The following is a 24,811-nucleotide window of genomic DNA, read 5'->3' on the forward strand; positions in this document are numbered from 1 at the left end:
TTCAGGCTTATACAGCCAGACGCTTGCGGCCTTTTGCGCGGCGTGCGTTGAGCACATCACGGCCACCACGGGTAGCCATACGAGCGCGGAAGCCATGCGTACGCTTGCGGCGCACGACGGAAGGTTGGTAAGTACGTTTCATGTTGGTCTCGCTAAAAAGCAAAAAAATGCAAAATCGGGTCTGACGTCCCGTCAGTTTTTGGTGCCAATGACATTTCGCGCACCTATGCCAACTGCCAAGGCACAAGCTGGGTCCATCTCATCGCCCGCTGAATATCCACGCTTACTCCATATTGTCGTTCAAGTGAATAAACACGGAATACGGGCGGGGAACCCTGAATTATCAGCATTTCGATCCCGCATGTCAACACTTCTCTCGCCCCGCCGCCGCGCCTCGCGCCGCGTCGCAACACGAAAATAAGCGCCGTGCCTGTGGATAACTTGAGCGGTCGAGAGTAGAATAGCGCGTTACGTGTGGCGAGCCCTGGCGTAAACGGCCCGAGTCCGGCTGCGGCACCGGGGCCGTTTCGAGACGCCCTCCCACACCTTTTCACAGTAGACGATTCATGGAAAATTTCTGGCAGACCTGTTCCGCGCAGTTGGAACTGGAGCTGACGCCGCAACAATTCAGTGCGTGGATAAAACCGCTTATCCCCCTCGATTACGAGGCGGGCAAGCTGCGCGTGGCCGCGCCCAATCGTTTCAAGCTCGATTGGGTCAAGACCCAGTTCGCCAGCCGCATCACGGCGCTGGCCTGCCAGTACTGGGAAGCGCCGACGGAAGTGCAGTTCGTGCTGGACCCGCGCCTGTCCGCGCCCAAGAAGGCGGCCACGGTGGCGCCGGTGCCGGACGCCAATGGCGGCGTCCCGACCGGCAACGCCCGCATGGCCGATCCCGTGCCCAGCGTGCCCGAGCTGCCGGCCAGCGCCGCGCCGCGCCGCGAGCAAAGCCGCATCAACACCGACCTCACGTTCGACAGCTTCGTGACCGGTAAGGCCAACCAGCTGGCGCGCGCGGCCGCGATCCAGGTGGCCAACAATCCGGGCGTGTCGTACAACCCGCTGTTCTTCTACGGCGGCGTGGGCCTCGGCAAAACCCACCTGATCCACGCGATCGGCAACCAGGTGATGGCCGACCAGCCGGGCGCCAAGATCCGCTACATCCACGCCGAGCAGTACGTGCGCGACGTGGTGACGGCCTACCAGCGCAAGGGCTTCGACGACTTCAAGCATTACTACCATTCGCTGGACATGCTGCTGATCGACGATATTCAATTCTTCGGCGGCAAGAGCCGCACGCAAGAGGAATTCTTCTACGCGTTCGAAGCGCTGATCGCGGCCAAGAAGCAGATCATCATCACCAGCGATACCTATCCGAAAGAGATCACGGGCATGGACGACCGCCTGATCTCGCGCTTCGACTCGGGCCTGACGGTGGCCATCGAACCGCCGGAGCTGGAAATGCGGGTCGCGATTCTGCTCAAGAAAGCCAAGCAGGAAGGCGTGACGTTCTCGGACGACGTGGCCTTCTTCGTGGCCAAGCACCTGCGCTCGAACGTGCGCGAACTGGAAGGGGCGTTGCGCAAGATCCTTGCGTACTCACGTTTCCACGGCAAGGACATCACGATCGACATCGTCAAGGAAGCGCTGAAGGACTTGCTGTCGGTGCAGAACCGCCAGATCTCGGTGGAGAACATCCAGAAGACGGTGGCCGACTTCTTCAACATCAAGGTAGCGGACATGTATTCCAAGCGCCGGCCGGCCAACATCGCGCGGCCGCGCCAGATCGCCATGTACCTGGCCAAGGAGCTGACGCAAAAGAGCCTGCCCGAGATCGGCGAGCTGTTTGGCGGGCGCGACCACACCACGGTGCTGCACGCCGTGCGCAAGATCGCGCTGGACCGCACCAAGAACCCGGAATGCAACCACGAGCTGCACGTGCTGGAGCAGACGCTGAAGGGTTAAGCAGGGGAAAAATCGGGGACGGACCCCGGTTTTTACTCACTGCAAAACCGGGGTCCGTCCCCGATTTTTTTGGCGCTGGCCGCAAGCCGGGTTTGCCATTATGATTCTGGCAAACCAGCAAACCGCCCAACAGGCGGAATTGTTAAAGTTGTATCGTTAATTTTTACTTTCGAGGATAAATATGCAATTGGTCAAAACCACCCGAGATACGCTTCTCCGGCCACTGCAGATCGTGAGCGGTATTGTCGAGCGTCGGCACACCATGCCGATTCTGGCCAATATCCTCATCCGCAAGGAAGGCGAAAGCGTGTCGTTCCTGTCGACCGACACGGAAGTGCAGATCACCACCCACGCCGACATCGGCTCGGGCGCGGACGTGACGGGCACCACGGTGGCGGCGCGCAAGCTGCTCGACATCCTGCGCGCGCTGCCCGAGGCGGGCGACGTGACCATGACGCTGGTGAACAAGCGCCTGACGGTACAAACGGGTAAATCGCGCTTCGCGCTGCAAACGCTGGCGGCCGAGGAATTCCCCACCGTGCAGCAAGCGGACAGCTACAACGCCACCGTCACCCTGCCGCAAAAGACGCTCAAGCACCTGTTCAACATGGTGCACTTCTCCATGGCCCAGCAGGACATCCGCTACTACCTGAACGGCCTGCTGCTGGTTTTGGACGGCAACAACGTGATCGCCGTGGCCACCGACGGCCACCGCCTGGCGTTCTGCCAGGTGGAGACGGAACAGCGCTTCGAGCGCCAGGAAGTGATCATCCCGCGCAAGACCATCATCGAACTGCAGCGTCTGCTCGAAGAGAACGACGACACCGTGCAGCTCGACATCGCGGCCAACCAGGTCAAGCTGACCTTCGCCGACATCGAGCTGATCTCCAAGCTGGTGGAAGGCAAGTTCCCCGACTACACGCGCGTGATCCCCAAGGGCTACCACAACGAATTCACCATCGGCCGCGATGAACTGCTGCGCTCGCTGCAGCGGGCCGCCATCATGACCAGCGACAAATTCAAGGGCGTGCGCTGCATCATCACGCCCGGCAGCATGAAGATCAGCTCCACCAACGCCGACCAGGAAGAGGCGGTGGAAGAACTGGAAATCGACTACGGCGGCGACAGCGTGGACATCGGCTTCAACGTCACCTACCTGCTCGACGTGCTCAACAACCTGAAGTGCGACTACGTCAACATCGCGCTGGGCGACTCCAACTCGTCGGCCCTGATCTCGATTCCGGACAACGCCGACTTCAAGTACGTCGTCATGCCGATGCGGATTTAAGCTGCGCCTTGAATCCAACCAGTCATTCCAGTAATTCGTTATTTGAGAAAGCAGTCCATGTCCGCTAGCCCCCAAGAGAACCCAGTTCCGGTCAAGACCGAAGAATACGGCGCCGCCTCCATCCAGATCCTGGAAGGCCTGGAAGCGGTGCGCAAGCGTCCCGGTATGTACATCGGTGACACCTCGGACGGCACCGGCCTGCACCACCTGGTATTCGAAGTGCTGGACAACTCGATCGACGAATCGCTGGCGGGCCACTGCACCGAGATCCACGTCACCATCCACTCGGACAACTCGATCTCGATCACCGACAACGGCCGCGGCGTGCCCACCGGCCTGAAGATGGACGACAAGCACGACCCCAAGCGCAGCGCGGCCGAAATCGTGATGACGGAGCTGCACGCGGGCGGCAAGTTCGACCAGAACTCGTACAAGGTGTCGGGCGGCCTGCACGGCGTGGGCGTGTCGTGCGTGAACGCGCTGTCCAAGTGCCTCAAGCTCACCATCCGCCGCGACGGCAAGGTGCACTTCATGGAATTCGCGCGCGGCGTGCCCGTCAACCGCGAACTGGAAACGCGCGACGGCATCGCCGTGTCGCCCATCAAGGTGATCGGCGAGACCGACAAGCGCGGCACCGACGTGCACTTCTGGGCCGACGAGGAAATCTTCACCCACGTCGAATTCCACTACGAGATCCTGGCCAAGCGCATCCGCGAACTGTCGTTCCTCAATAACGGCGTCAACATCAAGCTGACCGACCAGCGCACCGGCAAGGAAGAAATATTCGCGTTCGAAGGCGGCACCCGCGGCTTCGTCGAATACATCAACAAGGCCAAGACCGTGCTGCACCCGACCGTGTTCCAGGCCACGGGCGAGCGCGTGTCCGACCAAGGCACCAACATCAGCGTGGACGTGTCCATGCAGTGGAACGACGCCTACAACGAACAGGTGCTGTGCTTCACCAACAACATCCCGCAGCGTGACGGCGGCACCCACCTGACGGGCCTGCGCGCGGCCATGACGCGCGTGATCAACAAGTACATCGAAGAGAACGAACTGGCCAAGAAGGCCAAGGTGGAAGTGTCGGGCGACGACATGCGCGAAGGCCTGACCTGCGTGCTGTCGGTGAAGGTGCCCGAGCCGAAGTTCTCGTCGCAGACCAAGGACAAGCTGGTGTCGTCCGAAGTGCGCGGCCCGGTCGAAGAGATCGTGGCCAAGACGCTGTCGGACTACCTGATGGAAAAACCGAACGACGCCAAGATCATCTGCGGCAAGATCGTGGAAGCGGCGCGCGCGCGCGAAGCGGCCCGCAAGGCCCGCGACCTGACCCGCCGCAAAGGCGTGATGGACGGCCTGGGCCTGTCGGCCAAGCTGGCCGACTGCCAGGAAAAAGACCCGGCCCTGTGCGAACTGTACATCGTCGAGGGTGACTCCGCAGGCGGCTCGGCCAAGCAAGGCCGCGACCGCAAGTTCCAGGCTATTTTGCCGCTGCGCGGTAAGGTGCTGAACGTGGAAAAGGCGCGCTTCGAGAAGATGCTGTCGTCCGAGCAGATCACCACGCTGATCGCCACGCTGGGCACCTCGATCGGACCGGACGAATTCAACGTCGAAAAGCTGCGCTACCACCGCATCATCATCATGACCGACGCGGACGTGGACGGCGCCCACATCCGCACCCTGCTGCTGACGCTGTTCTACCGCCAGATGCCGGAACTGGTGGAACGGGGCCACATCTACATCGCCCAGCCGCCGCTGTACAAGGTGAAAGCGGGCCGCGATGAGCGCTACCTGAAGGACGACCTGGAGGAAGCGGGCTACATGATGAACGTGGCCCTGAACACGGCCGTGCTGACCCCGCGCGAAGGCGCCGACCCGATCACGGGCGAACCGCTGGCCGAGCTGGTGCGCAAGTTCAACCTGGCCAACGCCATCATGACGCGCCTGACGCGCGTGATCGACCGCGCCGCGCTGAGCGCCATCATGACGGGCGTGACGCTGGACCTGAGCTCGCTGGCAGCGGCCGAAGCGTCGGCCCGCGCGCTGACGGACGGCATCGCCGACCTCGGCGTGAAGGTGACGGTACGCTCGGACGAGCTGTCGGAAAAGCACATGCTGTGGATCGAGCGTATGCACCACGGTAACGTCAAGGTCAGCTCGATCGACGCCGACTTCGTGCAAGGCGCCGACTACGCCGTGCTGGCCAGCGCCGCCAGCACCTTCTCCGGCCTGATCGGCGAAGGCGCCGTGGTCCGCCGCGGCGAAGGCGAACGCACCAAGGAATCGGCCGTGACGGACTTCCACCACGCGATGCAGTGGCTGCGTGACGAGGCCGAGCGCGTGGTGTCCAAGCAGCGCTACAAAGGTCTGGGCGAGATGAATCCGGATCAGCTGTGGGAGACGACCATGGACCCGGCCGTGCGGCGTTTGCTCAAGGTGCAGATCGAGGATGCCATCGCGGCGGATCAGATCTTCACTACGCTGATGGGGGATGATGTGGAACCGCGTCGGGCGTTTATTGAGACCAATGCGCTAAGGGCGGGGAATATCGACGTCTAAATTAGTTTGCATTTGTAGGATCTCAAAATAATTGAAATAAATCTCAATATTTGAAATGATGGCGGCCCTTGAGAAGGGCCGCTTTTTATTCGGCAACTTGATAATTAACACTGACTTAATTCATGGGTGTAGCCTATGCCCCCCCGAAAAAATCGGGGCATCTCATTGTTAGAAAGGGAGAAAAAGCTCTGATAATCCCAGAGCCAAATAGCACCGATACGTTTGAGTTCTGTGCGAACATTCATCATCGAATACCAGTTCAAATTCTTAATGTTCTTCTTCGCCCGAGTGAAATGATTTATGTAGCGGCCTGATACACGCGATTCCCTGCTAGAAGAATAGGAGCTTCCCATATGTTGATGACATCGCAAGCATGCCCCGATCTCAAAACACAACCTCTATTATAATGATAAGACGCCATCATCGGATCATTTTGATGCAATCAAAGCTCTTTTCGATATAATGATCGCATTGTTTTATCTTTTATTGGATGCCGCTCATCATGACCGTCGAAATGCTTGCGAACTTGCCGCTTCCGCAAAAGGATCGACTCAAGCATATCGAGCTACGGTTGCGCTTCCTCGGAGAGGTCCGTCGCCCCGACTTGATGCATCGCTTTGGCATCCAGTCGGCTGCCGCCTCTCGTGATTTGGCGCTCTACAAGGAGCTGGCACCGGACAACATTGACTACGAAAGCCGTGGTAAACGATACCTGCAGGGCGCCAATTTCGAACCGCTATTCCCAATGCTTTCCTCCCAAGTCTTGAGCTGGTTGGCTGAACAACTAGGGGATGCAACGGCACCATCTTCTGATGCACTACTTCCATGCCTCATGCCACTCCGGCTCTCATCCCCTGAGCTGGATATATTGGCATGTGTTACCCGAGCCATTCACCTAGGGCAGGTATTAAGCATCCGCTATCATTCCGTCAGCAACGGCGAGTCATGCCACGAGATTGTTCCCTTTGCATTGCTCGATACTGGGCTGCGATGGCATGCGCGCGCCTTTGATCGTAAGTCCCAAGAGTTTCGCGATTTCGTGCTCACGCGCATCAGCGAGCCGACCCTCCGCCCTGATGACGCGCCGTTGCGCCACGAACTACCTGAGCACGACGTGCAATGGACGCGCATCGTGGAACTGGACCTAGTACCACATCCGGATCAGCCGTGTTCCGACCTCACCCTCATGGACTATGATATGCCTGGTGGTGTATTGCGTCTCAAATTGCGCGCGGCGCTGGCCGGCTATGCGTTGCGCAATTGGAGCGTGGATTGCTCACCCGAACATAGCTTGCGCGGTCCAGAGTACCGCCTGTGGCTGAAAGATCATCTCGCCCTCTATGGCGTCGAGACCGCCATCCTAGCTCCAGGCTACCCATTAGGGAAGGAGCAGGCTGCATGACAGAACGCTATCAACTATCGTTCACGACCGGAGGCCTCTTCTTGCACGAAGCCTCCACGGTCGCTGAATGCTATCTGCGGCTCGGCGACTGGCCAGCGACACGTGCTCGGGTGCGCCAAGAAAATTTTCTGCAGGTACGCACTGCTGCGGCAGCCACCCGCATCAGCAAGGAGATTACCGCGCGCCTGCAGCAGCTGAATGAACTCGAATTACAGATTTTTTTGGAGTCCAACCTCCGGGATCAGGCCTACCTACTTTGGGTGGCGGCTTGTCGACGCTATGCATTCATCCGTGATTTCGCAATTGAAGTACTGCGCGAACAGTATTTACTGCTTCGCCGCCAAGTGACGTTCGCTGACTATGACAGCTTCTATAACCACAAAGCGCTCTGGCACGCGGAGCTCGATGAAATCGCAAACTCCACCCAGCTCAAGCTGAGGCAGAACCTGTTTCGCATGCTTCGCGAAGCGGACCTGCTGTCAGATCAGCACGAGATTCACCCTGCTAAGATCAGTCCACATCTTGCTCAACTTTTGGCTAAACAAGGGCGACAAGAGCTTCTGATTTTTCCGACTACCGAACACGACATTCAAAGATGGCTTCAATGAATCAAAAGATTAGTCAACAACCACTCGCCAGCCGCTTTGAGCATTTGATCCAGGTGATCGGTAGCGATCGATTCTTGCAAATGCGCGGGTTGAACAACGATCTCCCCTTCTATATTTGCGAGTTTCGTGCCGTCGAAGCTTTTGAGATGCAGCGCATGCAACGTCAGCTCATTAGCTCCTTGGCCAATCTCAGCGTGCCATGTCTGGGCGGGCGCGGGGTCAGGGCGCTGGATATCAATTTATATGACCTCAGCATCGAGTTGCTGCAAGCGAGGGAAGGCAGCAGCGACGGTAGTCGGCTCTGGGATGAGATCCTCACTGTCGAGGCCAATGTTGAAAAGGACAACCTGCTCGAACTGTTGCAGAACGTACTCAGCATTGAGGACTACATAATCCCCGCCATAGGCGAACGTTTGCAGCAAACCGACTTTGACGTACTGTTCCTCTCCGGCATCGGAGAAGTCTTTCCCTACATCAGATCACACAACGTGCTCAACAACTTGCAAAGCACAGCCAAGGATAAGCCAACCGTACTGTTCTTCCCCGGCGAATATCGTCATTCCCTTGAGCAAGGTGCGTCGCTGGAGCTGTTCGGGTTGTTGCATGACGACAAATACTACCGCGCTTTCAATATTTTCGAGACCCAGGTTTAAGGAAAGACCCGATGGAACTCAATCGCATTTTTTTGCACCCAGTAAACCGCCCGATAGAGGGCGTCATCAAGGCCGACGACGAATCGAGCCTCTATGTAGAGCTCAACGAGTATGTGTTGACGGATGAGGTCGCCAAGCGCCTGGAGCACTTCCTTGACGCCTACAACGACTATCACGGCGCGAACGGCGTCTGGGTCTCGGGCTTCTTCGGATCGGGCAAGTCACATCTGTTGAAGATGCTGGCCTTGATGTTGGAAAACCGCATTATCGACGGTAGCTCGGCGCTCGACATCTTCTTACCCAAGATCCCAAAGGAGGACGAGCTGCTGCGCGCAGCGCTCAAAAAGGCAGTTGCAATCCCTTCGAGGAGCATCTTGTTCAACATCGATCAGAAGGCTGACATTATCAGCAAGGGCCAGACTGACGCCTTGCTTTCGGTATTCGTCAAGGTTTTCAACGAGATGTGCGGCTACTTCGGCAAACAGGGCTACATCGCGCAGTTCGAACGAGACATGGACAGCCGGGAACAGCTGAGCGCGTTCAAAGACGCGTACCTGCGCCTAGCCAACAAGCCTTGGGAACGTGGCAGAGAACAGGCTCTGCTGGAGTCGGGCAATATTGCTCGCGCTTACGCAGAAATCACCGGGGAAGATCCGACCTTAGCCAAGGGCATCCTGGACAAGTACCGCGCCCAGTACAACGTCTCCATCGAAGACTTCAGCCAACAGGTCAAGGCATGGCTAGACAAAAAGCCCGCTAACTTTCGTCTCAATTTTTTCGTGGACGAGGTCGGGCAGTACATCGCTGACAACACCAAGCTGATGACAAACCTTCAGACGGTGGCAGAAAGTTTGGCCACCAAGTGCCAGGGCCGCGCATGGATCATCGTAACCGCTCAAGAGGACATGAACTCCGTGCTGGGGGACATGAATAAGCAGCAGAGTAACGACTTCTCGAAGATTCAGGCCCGCTTTGCCAACCGGCTCAAACTTACCAGTTCCGACGTTGCGGAGGTCATCCAAAAGCGCCTGCTCACTAAGAACGATATTGGTACCGAGCTGCTGGCCAGTACCTATGACCAACAACTTAACAACTTCAAAACCCTGTTCGAGTTCGCAGACGGAGGCCAGCAATACATGAACTTCCGGGATGCGGAACATTTTACTTACTGCTACCCCTTCGTGCCATACCAGTTTCCGCTGTTTCAAGCTGCCATCCGTGGCATATCTCAGCATAACGGTTTCGAAGGCAAGGCCAACTCGGTGGGCGAGCGCTCGATGCTCGGGGTGTTCCGGGAGGTGGCGATTGCCATCGATCCAGAGCCAGTCGGCCAGTTGGCCACCTTTGACCGTATGTTCGAAGGCATCCGTGGTGCGCTCAAGAGCGCTATCCAGAGCGCCATTAACAATGCCGAGCGCCATCTGGGCGATCTTTACGCCGTGCGCGTGCTCAAAGCGCTTTTTTTGGTCAAATACGTCAAGGAGTTCAAGGCCACGTTACGCAATCTCAGCGTGCTGATGCTGGAGCGCTTTGGTGACGATCTGCCTGCGCAACGTAAGCGGCTTGAAGCTGCACTCAACCTGCTGGAGCAGCAGACCTATATCCAGCGCAATGGTGATGTCTACGAGTACCTGACTGACGAAGAAAAAGACGTCGAAGAAGAGATCAAGAATACCGAGGTCGAGACAACGGACATTCTCAAGGAGCTGGAAACGCTGCTTTTTGATGGCGTCATTAGGCAGCGAAAGATCCGCCACAGCAACGGCCAGGACTATGCCTATACCCGCAAGATGGATGATCGCGCGCTGAGTCGTGAACACGAGCTGGCCATCCATATCGTCACGCCACTCTCTGACAATTTCGACAACGTTACCCTGCAACGTATGCAAAGTATGGGGCGTGATGAATTACGAGTGGTCTTGCCGGCCGACGTACGCTTTATGCAAGACCTGACGATGTACAAGCGAACCGAGAAGTACATCCGCCAGAACAGCAATACCACTCAAGAAGCAGTCAAGCGCATTCTAGATTCCAAGGGATTCCAGAATACTGAACGCCTTAATGACCTGCAAGTGCGTGCCCGCGGCCTGCTTGGCAAAGCCACGCTTATCATCAACGCGGCGGATGTAGACGTGAGCACCGAAGACGGCCAGACCCTAGTGCTCAAAGGCTTCGAACATCTGTTGCAAACTACCTACCCCAACCTGCGCATGCTGCGCGATGTGCCGTTTAACGAGGCAGATATCGGCAAGCATTTGCGCATGGTGGAAGATGGGCTGCTGGCCAACGACGCCACCAGCCTCACGGAGCCCGAACAAGAACTGCTGGCCTTCATTCAGAGCAACGCACGAGGTGGCGTGCGTACCACTGTCAAGAGCTTGATCGAGCGTTTCGAGCGCAAGAACTATGGTTGGTACTACTCCGCCATCCTTTGCAACCTGGCCCTATTATGCGCACGCGGTAAGGTCGAGATCCGGCAAGACAGCAACTCGCTGGAGCATGACGCTTTGGAACGCAGCCTGCGAAATACCAACGCCCATGCCTCACTGGTGTTGGAGCCTCAAGTCGAGTTCAGTGCCTCGCAGGTGCGCACGCTCAAGGACTTCTTTGCCGACTTCTTCGACAAGCCCGCCAGTAACAACGAGGCTCGCGCCCTCGCACGCGAGACCATTGATGCGTTGAAGGACCTCGAAGTCGAGTTGGCAGATCTGCATGGTCAGAAAACCCAATTGCCGTTCCTGGGTATTCTGACTCCGGTGTTGGCTACCCTTAAGGATGTGGCGAGCAAGAACCCCAACTGGTTCCTGACTGACCTCTCACGTGCCGAAGACGCCTTGCTCGACACTAAGGAAAACATCATCGACCCGTTGCGGCGTTTTATGAACAGCCCGCAGCGTGCCATCTTTGAACAGGCTCGCTTGCTGGTCGGCGAGCAGGAAGACAACTTTGTCTACGTGGGCTCGGCCGAAGTGGAGGCTGTTCGCAACCTGCTGGCCGATAGCAAACCCTGGCAAGGTAACCGCCTGCAGCAGCTCAAGCCGCAGCTGGATGCGCTGCAGCAAGCTATTGCCGATCTGTTGGTCGATGAAAAGGAAGTCGCCTCCACCCGCCTGGCGGAGCTGGAACAAAGGTTGCAGGCCACTGAGGAATATGGCCGACTTGACTTTCCCCATCAATTGCAGCTGACGCAGCCTTTTGCTGATGCCCGCCTGTTACTGCAAGGCCAGAAGCGCATTGCAATGATCCGCGATCAACTACGGCACTTCGAGGACAACCGCTTTCCACAGCTGTTGGTTCAATTGGAGCAATGGGCCAAGCCCGAAACTCCGGCGCCGATTGTTGTCCCCACGGAGGTAGATGGCAAGCCTTTTGTTGACGAGGGAGTGCCACCGTCTAGTACGGCATCCATAAAGCCGAGCTCGCCTGAGCCAAAACTGGTACCCGCCCGCACCATCAAGGTCAATTATGCCAAGCCCTGGTTGACCAATGAGGCTGAGCTCGACGACTACCTGAACAAACAGCGCGAAGCCTGGCTACGAGAAATCCAGGCGGGCAACCGCGTTCAGATTTGAGGCGAGAAATGGATACAAGCAAACTCAAAAAATTCGCCCAGTTCGCTCGTCGTACATTACGCGAGCAGGTTAGCGCCAAACTGGCTTTGGTGCTGTCTGAGGGTAGCGCAGCGCGTCGCGAAAGCGCGATGGCAGTCAAGATGTTGGAAGACACCATCAAGAGCCACGGAAAGGAGCACGTCATCGAACGGGTAGCCTACACTTGGTTCAACCGCTTCTGCGCGCTGCGCTTCATGGATGTGAACCGTTATACGCGCATCGGCATCATGTCGCCCGCTGAAGGTCAGTTCCAGCCCGAGATCTTGCTGGAAGCAAAAATGGGGCACCTTGACGAAGAGATGGTACCGACCAAAACACGTCTGCAGATTGCCGACCTGCTAGCCGGCACAAGCCCCAGCCACGATCCGCAGGGTGAGGCTTACCGCCTGCTGGTCGTAGCTGCTTGCAACGCCTGGCATCAGGCCATGCCTTTCCTTTTCGAACGCATCGACGACTACACCGAGCTGCTGATGCCCGACGATCTGCTCTCGGGGAACTCTATCCTGGCCTACACCCGTGAGGCAATGACGCCGGATGCCTGCAAGGACGTGGAAGTCATCGGCTGGCTATACCAGTTCTACATTGCTGAGAAGAAGGATGCTGTCTTCGAAGGGCTTAAAAAAAACCAGAAGATCACCCCGGACGACATTCCTGCCGCGACCCAGCTCTTCACTCCACACTGGATCGTGCGCTACTTGGTGGACAATTCGCTGGGCCGGCTGTGGCTACTCAATCGTCCCCATTCACGATTGGCCGAACAGATGGCCTACTACATCCCGCCGGAGAAGCCAGAAACTGACTTTCTCAAGATCAACGGTCCGGAAGACATCAAGGTCTGCGATCCCGCGTGCGGCTCGGGCCACATGCTCACCTACGCGTTTGATCTACTTTACGCTATCTATGAAGAAGAAGGCTACGACGCTGCCGAGATCCCGGAAAAAATTCTCACCCATAACCTCTTCGGCCTCGAGTTGGATGAGCGCGCCGGTGAGTTGGCCGCTTTTGCGCTGACCATGAAGTCCCGTGCCCGCCAGCGTCGTTTCTTCAACAAACGCGTGGAGCCCAACATCATCGTGCTGAAGAAGGTGAATTTCAGCCTTGAAGAGCTGGATGAGTATATGAACCATGTTGGTCGCGATTTGTTCACCCACGGCTTACTTGAAACGCTTCAGCAATTCAACGAGGCTGACAACTTCGGTTCACTTATCATCCCCAAGGCAGGCAACTTGGCCGATGTGCTAGCGACGCTAACGGCCAAGGACATGGCGAGCAACTTATTCTTGGCAGAGACTCATCAGCGCGTGCTGAGCGTTCTGCGTATGGCCGAAGCCCTGAACCCACGCTACACAGTCGTGGTAGCCAACCCACCCTATATGGGCGGCAAAGGCATGAACGCGCGCTTAAGCGCCTGGACCAAGGAAAACTACCCCAACAGCAAGTCCGACCTGTTTGCAATGTTTATCGAGCGCAACCTGGATCTTGCGCTGAAGGGCGGCGCGGTAGCTATGATCACAATGCAGAGCTGGATGTTTCTATCCTCGTTCGAGCTGCTAAGAAGCCGGATCCTGAACAAGCACACCATTATGTCGATGGCGCATCTGGGTGCTCGAGCCTTCGACAGCATAGGCGGAGAAGTGGTCTCTACCACCGCCTTCGTGCTCGAAAACGCTCATAAGCCCGACTATCGAGGCGCCTACATGCGCTTGGTGGATGGTAATTCAGAAGCGGAAAAGATGGAGATGATGGCCAAAGCCATCGCTCAAGGTAGGGCTGCATGATCACCAACCTAAAACTCAAAAACTTTACTGCCTTCACTGAATTGTCCATCGACTTCTCCCCGGGTATCAACATCATCCTCGGCGAAAACGGCACCGGTAAAACCCAACTGCTCAAGGCTATTCTGGCCCTTAATGGGCCCGAAGCTCGTGGGAAACTGGCTGGCGAGCGGCTAGCACGCAAACTGTGCCGACTTTATCTTCCGCTTAGCGAAAAAGTCGGTGGATTGCGTCGTTCCGGCTCACGCGGTGAGGCCATGTTGAGTGCCAGCTTTGCTTGGGGCCAAGAGATCACCGTGCGATTCAAAGGGGCTGACACTGAAACTAGGGTCCAAGTCTCCGGCAAGGAACATGCGGTTCCAGCGATTTTTATACCAACCAAAGAGGTGCTTTCTCTAGCTCGTGGTCTCAGCGTCGAAGAAGCCGACCCTAAAACTATTGATCTGATTTTTGATGATAGTTATATAGATTTGGCGAAACTTCTGTTCGAAAAGGTTGACGGAAATTTATCAAGAAAAATTCAAGAAGACCCTCGCCTTTCCAGTATCATCCCTCGTATAACAAACTTAATTGGAGGTAAATATACCCTCAAAGGAGGGAATATCTGCTTTCAGGCGGGACAGTATAAAGAGCGCGGTGGCCCAACTATAGAGGATGCGGAAACAGCTGGGCAGGTTTTCAAGAGTTCAAAAGTGCAATTCGTACCCGCAGAATCTACGCAGCTTTCAAGTTCAATGACGGCAGAGGGATTCCGGAAAATTGGAATGCTGCAACGCCTGCTCAGCAATGGTAGCCTAATCCCCGGTTCTACTGGACCATTACTGTGGGACGAGCCAGAATCCAACCTCAATCCCAAGCTTATGAAGGATCTGGTGTTGGCTTTCCTCGAACTCGCTCGCAACGGCCAGCAAGTTATTCTTGCCACGCACGATTACGTGCTACTCAAGTGGTTTGATCTTCTGATGAACAAAGGCAAAGGCGACCATGTCGTCTTTCATCGCCTGTTTCGCGATGCTGCAAGCGAAGGCATTCAGCTCGAAAGCAAGTCGGACTACAACATTATTGGCCGCAGCGCAATCAGCAGCACTTTTGCCGAACTGTATGACGAAGATGTAAAACGTGCATTGGGGGCCGACTGATGCAAACCTATCGTGCAGAAGAAACTGCTGAGCTTCTGTTCCACTTTCCAGATGGGTTGAATTTAAACAAGCTGGACAAGCAAGGCGTCAAGCTGCCTGTCAGAATGAAGTTCGTGGATCTAGTCATCGAGCGTGCTCAAGACATCCTGCTCGTCGAGATTAAGGATCCGTCACACTCGCGCAGTCCAGACAAAGAGCGCAACACGTATCTGAAACGCCTGGCAGACAACTCTATTCTGACGCAGGACCTGACGCCTAAGGCGCGTGATTCCTATCTCTATCTACACTTAATGGAGCGGGACAACAAGCCTTTCAAATACGTGGTGCTGCTGGGCCTGGACGCTTTCGACCCGAACATCCAAAAAGCGGTAATGAGCGGATTCAAGGATCGTTTACTTGCCGACATCCGAGAAGAGTCGTTCGAGGCATGGAAGCGCAAGCACATAGCTGATTGTGTGGTCCTGTCAGTAGATTCTTGGAATCAACGGTTTCCAGAGTGGCCATTGCGTCGTGACGCGCCCGCCGCCCCTCTAATGCTTGGAAATAACGCGAGCAGAACCGCAACGGACAGATAGATGAACACACGGCTGGGCACACTGGGGAAAACTGCTAAGACGACTAGTAGGAGCTCAGTTGCTGGTCAAGGAACAATATTGGAGAGCACGAGTGAGTAACAATCAACCAAGTAGCGTCAAGAATTATTTCTTCCGCTCCTCCGCATCAGATTTTGAAAAGATACCTGGCAATCCGATTTCATATTGGATAAGCCATCGATCTGCTACGCTCTTTTCAAGCGGAAAACATTTGGGCGACATTTCTTCGCCACGACAAGGACTTGCGACCAGCGACGATCAGCGTTTTCTTAGAATCTGGCATGAGGTTGCTTCAAACAACTGTGCGCTAAGGACTTCGGAAGAGGACATTGTTGCGCGTGCGGCTAAGAAGTGGATTCCCTTTGTCAAGGGAGGAGCAGTAAGAAAATGGTATGGTAACAATGAAGTCTTGATCAACTGGGCAAATGATGGCGCAGAGGTGAAATCCTATGCCGAGTCACTTTACGGATCGGTAACAAGGACAATAAAAAACATTCAATTCTATTTTCGCGAAATGATCGCATGGTCACTTATTTCTGGAGGTATGCCGTCATTTCGCTGGCAGCGTTCAGGCCAAATATTTGGGCATAAAGGACCTGGCTTATTTTTTTCGGCCGACCTTAATCTAAATGACGCGATTGGATTCCTAAACAGCAAGGTTGCCGGGCATTTTCTTTCCTTCACCAGTCCAAATTTGAGCTACGAAGTGGGGGCAATTCAGAAGCTTCCTGTATTAAAGTCGTTTCCCAGCACGAATTCGGCAGAACTTATTAAGGTTGCTGCAGCAGATTGGGACTCATATGAAACCTCTTGGGACTTCTCCAATCTTTCGTTGCTACGCCCGGCATACCACTGTCCCACTCTCAAGGCTAGCTACCAGGCCCTCCGGACCTATTGGCAAGAAACGGCAGTGGAAATGCAGCGCTTAGAGGAAGAAAACAACCGCATCTTTATCGACGCCTACGGCTTGCAGGACGAGCTGAAGCCCGATGTCCCGCTGAACGAGATTACGCTCACCTGTAACCCATATTATCGCTATGGCGGAGATAAGACCAAGGAAGAGCTGGAAGCCCTGTTGCTGGCTGATACTATGCGCGAGCTGGTGAGCTACGCCGTGGGCTGCATGTTTGGCCGCTATAGCCTCGACAAGCCGGGACTAATTCTTGCGAACCAGGGTGAAACGCTGGCCGACTATCTAGCTCAGGTCCCGCAACCCAGCTTCCTTCCGGATGAGGATAATGTGATCCCGCTGCTAGATGACGACTGGTTCCCGGACGACATCACCTTGCGTTTCCGCCAGTTCCTGCGTGTGGCGTTTGGTGATGCTCACTACGAAGACAACCTAGTATTCTGCGAGCAGGCTCTCAACGTTAAGAGCAAGCGCAACTACAGCCTTCGTGATTACTTCCTAAGTGAATTTTATACCGACCATATCAAGCGTTACAAAAAGCGTCCAATCTACTGGCTATTCAGCAGCCCGAAAGGCAGCTTCAATGCGTTGATCTACTTACACCGTTACCGTCCGGATTCGGTGAGTGTCGTACTGAAGTACCTGCGCGATTACCGTGAAAAACTCAGCACTGAGAAAGAACGTCAGGCTGCTGTGAGCATTAACTCCACCACCAGCCAGGGCGACAAGACCCGTGCATTGAAAGAAGTGGATCGTCTGGCCAAGGTGTTAGCCGAGCTTACTGACTACGAGCGCGATGTATTGTATCCGCTGGCCACTGAGCAAAAAGCCATCGACCTGGATGAAGGGGTGAAGGTGAACTATTCGAAGTTCGGCTCGGCGCTGAAGAAAATTCCGGGCCTTGACGCCAAGGATGAGGATTGATCCAGATGAATAACGCAAAGATCCAGCAGGCACTGACAAATTTGTTTGACAAGCAGCGCATAGTATTCTGGTATGACTCCCGCCGCGTGTTCAGGCTCGACTTCGAGGCCCTTGATTTACCCGGGGTGGAAAAGATCGAGCTGATCAACAATGAGTTTTGCGTAAAGTACCGCGTGCTTCGTGAGCAGCCAGAACAAAAGTTCTTGCTGTTTCGCGATGGCCCTGAACCTACCTACCTGGAGAACTGGCTGCTGGACGTACAATTGGCCAGCGGTAGCACCTTCCGTACCGACCAAGTGGCCCTGTGGTTGGCTGAATTGGAGTTGGGACCTGATGCCTATCCCTTGCTAGAGGCTCACCTCATATTCTTTGATTCCCCAAAGCGGCGTGAAAAGCTGAAAGAGTTGCTGGAACCTGGCGACAGCGACAACGTCTTGCGCCAAAAGATGTTGGCAGTATGTATAGGCTGCGAACCTCGCCTAGATGCAATGTTGGAAACACTGCTGGCCGAATTGTCCAGCGGCGCCGACATCCGCAGAAAGCTGATAGAGCGTAGCGGACTGAACGCTCATTTCTGGGAGTCGATGAAGCGCGCTTACAGCTATGTCAGCGAACAACCGGGTTTGCAGGATTTTGTGATCGAGCTGTTCAAAAGCTGCTTCCTCGCCGAGGTGGATGTCGAGTTCAAGCCCCGCTTGTCGTCTGAGGCAAAGGTATTCATCCGCCGTTGGAAAGACAGCCGGTCGCACGCGGAATCTTTCGAGGTATTGTCTGCCCAGTGTGCTGATATCTTGCAGATCGAGGACAAGCTTCAGGGGCTTGAATATAGGGTTCTGATGTCGATGGATGAGTTTGAAGCCATTGACCGCAAAATCCTGAGCGATCTGGTACGCGAAGTAACGTCGCGCACGGTCAGCGCACAAGAGATAGAGCAATGGGTACGCCAGCGCCGACAAGGGCACTGGTTTGATCGCTACCAGCACGTCTATCTGGCCATTGAGCATGCAGCGCAGTTCATGCAGACGCTGGAGTTGACGCAGCTGGAGATGGACTCACTGCTAGATGGCATTCACAAATACTCGCAGAGCTGGTTCCGACTCGACCAGCGCTATCGTAAGTTCATTCACCATGCGCGCGAATCGGGCCAGGCCTCGCTGTTGCAAACCCTGAGCCAACAGGTGGAGAACTTGTACACGAACAACTACCTGTCGCATTTGAACGTCCGCTGGCAGCGTTTCGTAGATGCTTGCCAGTATTGGGAAGCTGCCCCGGTGGCGAGTCAGGCGAACTTCTTTGAACGCTTTGTACAGCCCTATCTGGAGCGTAAGGGCAAAGTGTGCGTCCTGATCTCCGATGCCTTCCGTTATGAAGTGGGGGAAGAGTTGCAGAGCTTGATTCGGCGTGAAGATCGCTTTGATGCAGAGCTGGTCCCTGCTTTGTCCTGTCTTCCAAGTTACACCCAGTTGGGCATGGCGTCCCTCTTGCCTCACAAGACGTTGCAGATAGTGGAGGCCGACAGCGGCGAGGTCACAGTTGATGGCATAAGCGCCACGGGTACCGTCAATCGCGCCCGTATCCTGGCTCAAACCGTTACCTCCTCTACTGCAGTATTGGCGAAGGATGTATTGGCCATGGGTAAGGAAGATTCCCGAGCCTTGGTGCGCGACCATGAGGTGGTGTACGTCTATCACAACCTGATCGACAAGACGGGGGATACGCGGGACACAGAGGAGCGCGTCTTTGGTGCGGCAGAAGATACTCTGGATGAATTGTTACGGGTAATTAAGAAGCTAGCCAATGCAAATGCCAGCAACATCGTGGTGACCGCCGACCATGGCTTCATTTACCAGCACCAGCCACTGCAGGACAGCGATTTTCTCAGCACAGAACCTAGTGGCGACGAGATTCTCTACATCGATCGACGGTTCGTGCTTGGGCGTGGTCTGCGTGAGAACAGTAGCTTCAAGACCTTTCAACCGGAACAACTGGGTCTGAACGGCACTCTACAGGTGCAAATTCCGAAGTCGATCAGTCGCCTAAGGTTAAAAGGTTCGGGTAGTCGCTTTGTGCATGGCGGAGCTACTCTGCAGGAGGTGGTAATTCCAGTGATCAGTATCAACAAGAAGCGCCAGAGCGATGTCGGCAAAGTCGATGTGGAGTTGATTGGTGGTGGTGGCAAAATCATCACAACCGGCCAGCTGGCGGTAGTGCTTTACCAGATTGAGCCGGCGACAGACAAACGCCAGTCTCGTCGGTTACGCGCTGGCCTGTACACGTTGGCAGGCGAAGCGATTTCCGATGTGCAGGAGCTCAGCTTTGACATGACGTCCAGCAACCCGCGTGAGCGGGAGGTTTCGGTGCGCTTCATTCTGAGCCGCAAGGCAGATGCGTGCAACAACCAGCAAGTCGAACTGCGACTCGAGGAGCCTGTGGACGGCACATCACACTACACGGGCTACTTAGCTGCGCGCTACACCATTCGCCGGTCGTTCACCAGCGAGTTCGATTTTTGAGACATAGGACGGGGGGCAGAAATGAGCCAATTGGACTATAAAATCAATCAATATTTTGCCGGGCTGGTTGTCCGCAAAGACCTTGTCAAAACGGTCAAGGGCAATGCTATTGTGCCCACCTATGTGCTGGAATACCTGCTTGGCCAATACTGCGCAACCAACGACGAGGCTACTATCCAAGCAGGGATCGACACTGTTCGCGAGATCCTGCGTAAGCACTATGTCCATCGCAACGAGGCGGGACTGATACGCTCCACCATCAAGGAGAAAGGGCGGCACAAGGTCATCGACCGCATCAGCGTGGCGCTTAACGACAAATCGGACGCCTACGAAGCGGAGTTTGCTAACCTAGGTGTCAAGAAGGTGATCATAGACTCGGCTACCGTGAAGACTCATCCCAAGCTGCTGGTGGGCGGCGTGTGGTGCATTGCAGAGCTGGAGTACCTGTTCACCGAGGACAAGAATGCAACGCCTTGGGTGTTGTCTTCCATCAAGCCGATTCAGCTATCACACTTCGACTTTGACGGTTATGTGGAGGCACGCAAGCACTTCACTACGGATGAGTGGATTGACCTGCTGATTCAGAGCGTGGGCTTCAATCCAAATATGTTTGGCAAGCGCAACAAGCTCAGCCAGTTGGTACGACTCATTCCATTTTGTGAGCGCAACTATAACCTAATCGAGCTGGGCCCAAAGGGTACCGGCAAATCACATATCTATTCGGAGTTTTCACCGCACGGCATTCTGATTTCTGGTGGCGAGGTAACCGTGCCCAAACTATTTGTCCACAACGGCACTGGCAAGCTGGGTCTAGTGGGCTATTGGGACGTGGTGGCCTTCGACGAGTTCGCTGGCAAGCAAAAGCGTGTGGATAAGGCGTTGGTGGACATCCTAAAGAACTACATGGCCAACAAGTCCTTCTCGCGCGGCGTGGAAACACTTGGCGCGGAGGCAAGCATGGTGTTCGTGGGCAACACCGACCACACGGTGCCCTACATGCTCAAGCATTCAGATCTGTTCGATCCCCTGCCCGAGAAATTCCACGATTCTGCTTTCTTGGACCGAATTCATAGCTACATCCCGGGCTGGGAAGTCGATGTAATCCGCGGCGAGATGTTTTCCAGCGGTTATGGCTTTGTCGTGGACTACCTGGCAGAGATCCTACGCTCATTACGTAGTCATGACTTTTCTGACCGGTACAATGTGCATTTCCGACTGTCAGACGACATTTCAACCCGCGACCGTGACGGCATCAACAAAACCTTCTCGGGCCTGATGAAGATTATGTACCCGCAGGGAGACGCGGGTGTCGAAGAAATCGAAGAGCTGCTTCGGGCTGCCATCGAAGGACGCAAGCGAGTGAAGGACCAGCTCCTGCGTATTGATGCGACCTATCCCCCAGTTCGTTTTGCTTACTTCGATCCAGAAGGGGAAGAACGCCCTGTGACGACGCTGGAAGAAGAGGAGTACTCCGCCGCCTACCATCGGAAATTGGTAGGCGAAAGTAAGGCGAAGCTCACGTTTGACCTGGCTGTGTCATCTGGGGATTCCCATGTCATTTCCCAAGCGCATGAACAAGAAAGTCCCAATGCTGCTCAGGTCCCCGAGGTCACTCTCAAGGAGCTACACAGGGTCTTCCAGGAAAACCAGCGCGGGGTGACGTTCGACAGGCTGTTTGGCCCCTATTTGGTGGGGGCAAAGCACATCATCGTGACCGATCCCTACTTCCGTACTTTCTATCAGCAACGCAACCTGATGGAGCTACTGGAAACGATCAGTCGTTTTGCTCGTCCGGAAGATGAAGTGGCTGTCCATATTGTCACCGTAAAAGACGAGCTCAGTAGCGAGCGTCAGACTGAGAATTTTCAGAAGATGGCCGATGCCTGCGCCAGCATCGGAATCCAGTTCTCCTGGGCTTTCGACACCACCGGCACCAAACATGACCGCGAAATCACCACAGACCATGGCTGGAAAATCGTGCTTAGCAGAGGGCTCGATGTGTTCCAGCGCTGCGAATTAAATGATGCATTCAGTTTCTCCAACCGTATGCAACAACATCGACAGTGCAAGGAGTTCAACGTGACGTTTGTGAGGTTGAGTGAACCGTCATGATGGCTAGTACTTTTTTCTGATTGGAGGGAGGTCAGTTGCTGATGACGCCATCCAAAAGTTCCACTCAACCTTTTGTGACAATGTGTGAGAAAGCAGGCCGAAGTCGTAGGGTAGGATCTATCCTACAAGGTTGTCAAACCGGCTGCGTAGGCTTTAACGTGGCTTAGCTCGGGGGCCCTTCTTGAAGAAAATCGACCTGCATATACACACCGTGTCAACGCAGAGTGACGTTCCGTTTGAATTCAGTCTGACAGCATTTCAGGAGTACGTTGAGACAGCTAAACTCGATGCAGTCGCTATCACCAATCACGATATATTTGACTCTGAGCAGTTTCGAACCATCAAGAATGCACTTTCGATACCGGTGTTTCCCGGTATCGAAATCAATCTGGCGGCAGGTCATCTTCTTCTAATTAGCAATGGCACCGACCTAGATGGATTTCAAAGCAAGTGCGACCAGGTCACAGCGAAAATTCAGAAGAAAACGGACTCCATCAGCTTTGAAGAACTGCATGCCATCTATGGAGATCTGAGCGACTATCTGCTGATCCCACACGCAGACAAGAATCCAGAGATTACAGGCACCACATTCGAGAAGTTAAAACCGTTCATAGCCGCAGGTGAAGTCGCTAGCAGCAAGAAATTTATCTACGCGATCAAGGACATTCAGAAACCCACACCTGTGTTGTTTAGCGACCTACGCATCCAGCAAAAGCTAAACAAGTTCACAGGCCGACAGACCTATATCGATTGCGGTCAAATCAGTTTCGACTCCGTCAAATCCTGCCTGCAGGACAAGAGCAAAGTGGCACTCAGTGCGGAGGATGGCAACAGCTTGCTTCCCATCTTCGACGATGGGCAAATGATTTCTAGCGGCCTCAACATCCTTCTTGGAGAGCGTTCTTCAGGAAAGACTTACACCCTTAATAGGATTCGCGAGACAGTCGAAAATCCAAAGTACATCGCTCAATTTCAACTCGTGCAGCAAAATGAAGCTGACGAGCGAGACTTTAACAACGAAGTTCAAAATAGTCGTAGCATCTTTGTCGACGGTTACCTATCAGGTCTGAAAGCGATAGTCGATGAAGTCATCAACATTGATCTGCATGCCAATGAATTGAAACTTGATGCATATGTTCAATCCCTGCTTAAGTCAGCAGCGGATGCTGATCGCCAAGACGCCTACTCCAAAACCGCGCTGTTTAGCGAAACCGAATTCGTCTTGCCAGATCTAAAAGCTCTGACCGAACTAATCGAGTCTGTGCGAAACATCATTGAAAATATCGAATTTCGTACCGTTATCGAAAAGCACGTAGAGCTTCAGGCGCTTAAGGAGCTTTCTTGCGAACTCATTCTAAACTTGCGCGAGCGTTCATATGAACAGCGGAAAAGGAAGATCGCCAATGAAATCATTAAGGACGTCAAATCGGAATTAAGATTACGCACATCGGCAACACCGGTCGATGAAATTGACCTGTTTGAGTATTGCCTTGATCGAGCAAAAGTCAGAAAGTTCGAAAGTGTTGTATCCTTGCTCAAACAGGAAGCAACGATTTCTGACCAAGGAATTCAAGGTTTCAGAGTTGAGGCAAAGCGGTTACCTTTTGCTGGTGCTCTAGAGGTTAGAGGTGCGAGCGGAACCAAACTAGCCTTCAGCGACGCCTTCAAAAAATATGATGTGCCTTACGCCTATCTGCGTGAACTTCTGAAAATCGAGAGCCTGACGCGCTCGGAAATCTATAGGTTGTTCGTAAGAATCAGTTATCGGATCTTGAACCGCGATGGCTTCGAAGTCTCCGGCGGAGAACGCTCCGAATTCCGCCTACTTCAGCATATCTGCGATGCACAGAACTATGACATTTTATTGATCGACGAGCCCGAATCTTCGTTTGACAACCTGTTTTTGAAAAGCGATGTGAATGCCATTCTCAAAGCAATTTCCGAGACCATGCCGGTAGTAGTAGTCACCCATAACAACACTGTTGGAGCATCAATAGGAGCAGATTACATCCTCTACGCAAGAAAAGAATCAGAGAATGGCACTCCATGTTATCGGTTGTATTCGGGGAGGCCATCTGATAAGACTCTAATCTCAGCCGACAAGAAGTCGCTAGAAAGTCATGCGGTAGTGTTGAACTCTTTAGAAGCGGGTAGCGAGGCCTACGAGGGGCGAAGGAAACGATATGAAACTATTAAAAATTGAAGGTGGTAACGGTTACTTCCGTTTGAACGATGGGAATTATCTAGAAATAGACAAGATCAACAAGGAGCATTTGCTGACAATCATCAACATCACCTTGGCTGATGAAGTTGAATTCGATGTGTTTGATGAACACGCCTTACAAAATCAGGCTCAACGTATTGTCTATAAGAACATTGCGGAGAAACTGCAAAACTTGTCCGGCCGGAGGCAAGAGTACAAAGACGAATCTGAAAAGCTATTCCAAAAGGAATATGACAAATATTCCCAGTCAACGACATAAGAATTGATATTTCTTCCGCAATTATTTTTGCTGCCTGACATTAAATCCGTTGCACCTCATCGTACGGAACATCAAATATTGGGCCCGGCTGCGAATGACCAAAGCATCCGTAGTGGGACTCACCTATTGCGCCGCAGGCTGCCATTAAGGCCCCCAGGAAAAATTCATTTTCCTAGTTTGGTCTAAAGAAATACGAACACAAATAAAAGCCGTTTTCAATCCACCTTCAGCCTCAGATATGTTTCCAAGAGGGTAACAGGAAGCCAAATTACCTCGTGTT

Annotated in this window: 16 protein-coding genes; 15 read left to right on the top strand and 1 reads right to left on the bottom strand. The window is 54.2% G+C overall.

Going from position 1 to position 24,811, the window contains the following annotated elements; all coding sequences use genetic code 11:
* Positions 1-7: 7 nt before the first annotated feature.
* Complete coding sequence (rpmH, locus tag H3H36_RS18545; RefSeq protein ID WP_010401996.1) at positions 8-142, bottom strand: 50S ribosomal protein L34; 135 nt, start codon at positions 140-142, stop codon at positions 8-10.
* Between the two features lie 424 nt (positions 143-566).
* On the opposite strand from rpmH, the gene dnaA reads away from it, so the two are divergent.
* From dnaA to H3H36_RS18620, 15 genes are all read left to right on the top strand, one after another.
* A complete protein-coding gene (dnaA, locus tag H3H36_RS18550) occupies positions 567-1,964 on the top strand; it encodes a chromosomal replication initiator protein DnaA (protein WP_182219581.1) in 1,398 nt (465 codons plus the stop codon).
* Between the two features lie 181 nt (positions 1,965-2,145).
* Positions 2,146-3,252: a DNA polymerase III subunit beta gene (dnaN, locus tag H3H36_RS18555; protein ID WP_182219582.1), complete on the top strand. Its 1,107-nt coding sequence runs from the start codon at positions 2,146-2,148 to the stop codon at positions 3,250-3,252.
* Positions 3,253-3,309: 57 nt separating this feature from the next.
* Entirely contained in the window at positions 3,310-5,808 is a 2,499-nt protein-coding gene (gene gyrB, locus H3H36_RS18560) for a DNA topoisomerase (ATP-hydrolyzing) subunit B (RefSeq protein WP_182219583.1), read from the top strand.
* A 502-nt stretch (positions 5,809-6,310) separates the two neighbouring features.
* The gene (locus tag H3H36_RS18565) at positions 6,311-7,210 is read left to right on the top strand and encodes a BrxR family helix-turn-helix transcriptional regulator (protein WP_182219584.1); all 900 of its coding nucleotides are present in this window, start codon (positions 6,311-6,313) and stop codon (positions 7,208-7,210) included.
* Positions 7,207-7,818, top strand: coding sequence for a DUF1819 family protein (locus H3H36_RS18570; RefSeq protein ID WP_182219585.1), 612 nt, complete (start codon positions 7,207-7,209; stop codon positions 7,816-7,818). Before H3H36_RS18565 ends, H3H36_RS18570 begins: the two co-directional genes overlap by 4 nt.
* A complete protein-coding gene (locus tag H3H36_RS18575; protein ID WP_182219586.1) occupies positions 7,815-8,471 on the top strand; it encodes a DUF1788 domain-containing protein in 657 nt (218 codons plus the stop codon). The genes H3H36_RS18570 and H3H36_RS18575 overlap by 4 nt, the downstream gene beginning before the upstream one ends.
* A gap of 11 nt (positions 8,472-8,482) precedes the next feature.
* The gene (gene brxC, locus H3H36_RS18580; RefSeq protein ID WP_182219587.1) at positions 8,483-12,043 is read left to right on the top strand and encodes a BREX system P-loop protein BrxC; all 3,561 of its coding nucleotides are present in this window, start codon (positions 8,483-8,485) and stop codon (positions 12,041-12,043) included.
* An 8-nt stretch (positions 12,044-12,051) separates the two neighbouring features.
* Positions 12,052-13,860 carry a BREX-1 system adenine-specific DNA-methyltransferase PglX gene (gene pglX, locus H3H36_RS18585; protein WP_182219588.1) on the top strand — a complete coding sequence of 603 codons (1,809 nt, stop codon included), beginning with the start codon at positions 12,052-12,054 and terminating at the stop codon, positions 13,858-13,860.
* On the top strand, positions 13,857-14,996 hold the full coding sequence (locus H3H36_RS18590) for an AAA family ATPase (RefSeq protein ID WP_182219589.1): 1,140 nt from the start codon (positions 13,857-13,859) through the stop codon (positions 14,994-14,996). The genes pglX (H3H36_RS18585) and H3H36_RS18590 overlap by 4 nt, the downstream gene beginning before the upstream one ends.
* Positions 14,996-15,571, top strand: a complete 576-nt coding sequence (locus tag H3H36_RS18595; RefSeq protein ID WP_182219590.1) for a hypothetical protein — start codon at positions 14,996-14,998, stop codon at positions 15,569-15,571. Before H3H36_RS18590 ends, H3H36_RS18595 begins: the two co-directional genes overlap by 1 nt.
* Before the next feature lie 91 nt (positions 15,572-15,662).
* Positions 15,663-17,423 carry a BREX-1 system adenine-specific DNA-methyltransferase PglX gene (gene pglX / locus H3H36_RS18600; RefSeq protein ID WP_182219591.1) on the top strand — a complete coding sequence of 587 codons (1,761 nt, stop codon included), beginning with the start codon at positions 15,663-15,665 and terminating at the stop codon, positions 17,421-17,423.
* A 5-nt stretch (positions 17,424-17,428) separates the two neighbouring features.
* On the top strand, positions 17,429-19,936 hold the full coding sequence (pglZ, locus tag H3H36_RS18605; protein WP_182219592.1) for a BREX-1 system phosphatase PglZ type A: 2,508 nt from the start codon (positions 17,429-17,431) through the stop codon (positions 19,934-19,936).
* Between the two features lie 21 nt (positions 19,937-19,957).
* Complete coding sequence (gene brxL / locus H3H36_RS18610; RefSeq protein ID WP_182219593.1) at positions 19,958-22,048, top strand: BREX system Lon protease-like protein BrxL; 2,091 nt, start codon at positions 19,958-19,960, stop codon at positions 22,046-22,048.
* 181 nt (positions 22,049-22,229) lie between these two features.
* Positions 22,230-24,251, top strand: a complete 2,022-nt coding sequence (locus H3H36_RS18615) for a PHP domain-containing protein (RefSeq protein ID WP_182219594.1) — start codon at positions 22,230-22,232, stop codon at positions 24,249-24,251.
* The gene (locus tag H3H36_RS18620; RefSeq protein ID WP_182219595.1) at positions 24,232-24,531 is read left to right on the top strand and encodes a hypothetical protein; all 300 of its coding nucleotides are present in this window, start codon (positions 24,232-24,234) and stop codon (positions 24,529-24,531) included. The genes H3H36_RS18615 and H3H36_RS18620 overlap by 20 nt, the downstream gene beginning before the upstream one ends.
* Positions 24,532-24,811 lie beyond the last annotated feature (280 nt).

This window comes from Rugamonas fusca (assembly GCF_014042365.1).
In the GTDB taxonomy this organism is placed as follows: Bacteria; Pseudomonadota; Gammaproteobacteria; order Burkholderiales; family Burkholderiaceae_D; genus Rugamonas; species Rugamonas fusca.

Excerpts from the sequence above, each read along its gene's own strand:
- H3H36_RS18590 (WP_182219589.1), top strand. The coding sequence starts at position 13,857 with ATGATCACCAACCTAAAACTCAAAAACTTTACTGCCTTCACTGAATTG.
- pglZ (WP_182219592.1), top strand. The coding sequence starts at position 17,429 with ATGAATAACGCAAAGATCCAGCAGGCACTGACAAATTTGTTTGACAAG.
- H3H36_RS18595 (WP_182219590.1), top strand. The coding sequence starts at position 14,996 with ATGCAAACCTATCGTGCAGAAGAAACTGCTGAGCTTCTGTTCCACTTT.
- gyrB (WP_182219583.1), top strand. The coding sequence starts at position 3,310 with ATGTCCGCTAGCCCCCAAGAGAACCCAGTTCCGGTCAAGACCGAAGAA.
- rpmH (WP_010401996.1), bottom strand. The coding sequence starts at position 142 with ATGAAACGTACTTACCAACCTTCCGTCGTGCGCCGCAAGCGTACGCAT.
- dnaN (WP_182219582.1), top strand. The coding sequence starts at position 2,146 with ATGCAATTGGTCAAAACCACCCGAGATACGCTTCTCCGGCCACTGCAG.
- H3H36_RS18565 (WP_182219584.1), top strand. The coding sequence starts at position 6,311 with ATGACCGTCGAAATGCTTGCGAACTTGCCGCTTCCGCAAAAGGATCGA.
- H3H36_RS18575 (WP_182219586.1), top strand. The coding sequence starts at position 7,815 with ATGAATCAAAAGATTAGTCAACAACCACTCGCCAGCCGCTTTGAGCAT.
- brxC (WP_182219587.1), top strand. The coding sequence starts at position 8,483 with ATGGAACTCAATCGCATTTTTTTGCACCCAGTAAACCGCCCGATAGAG.
- H3H36_RS18620 (WP_182219595.1), top strand. The coding sequence starts at position 24,232 with ATGAAACTATTAAAAATTGAAGGTGGTAACGGTTACTTCCGTTTGAAC.
- brxL (WP_182219593.1), top strand. The coding sequence starts at position 19,958 with ATGAGCCAATTGGACTATAAAATCAATCAATATTTTGCCGGGCTGGTT.
- H3H36_RS18570 (WP_182219585.1), top strand. The coding sequence starts at position 7,207 with ATGACAGAACGCTATCAACTATCGTTCACGACCGGAGGCCTCTTCTTG.
- pglX (WP_182219588.1), top strand. The coding sequence starts at position 12,052 with ATGGATACAAGCAAACTCAAAAAATTCGCCCAGTTCGCTCGTCGTACA.
- dnaA (WP_182219581.1), top strand. The coding sequence starts at position 567 with ATGGAAAATTTCTGGCAGACCTGTTCCGCGCAGTTGGAACTGGAGCTG.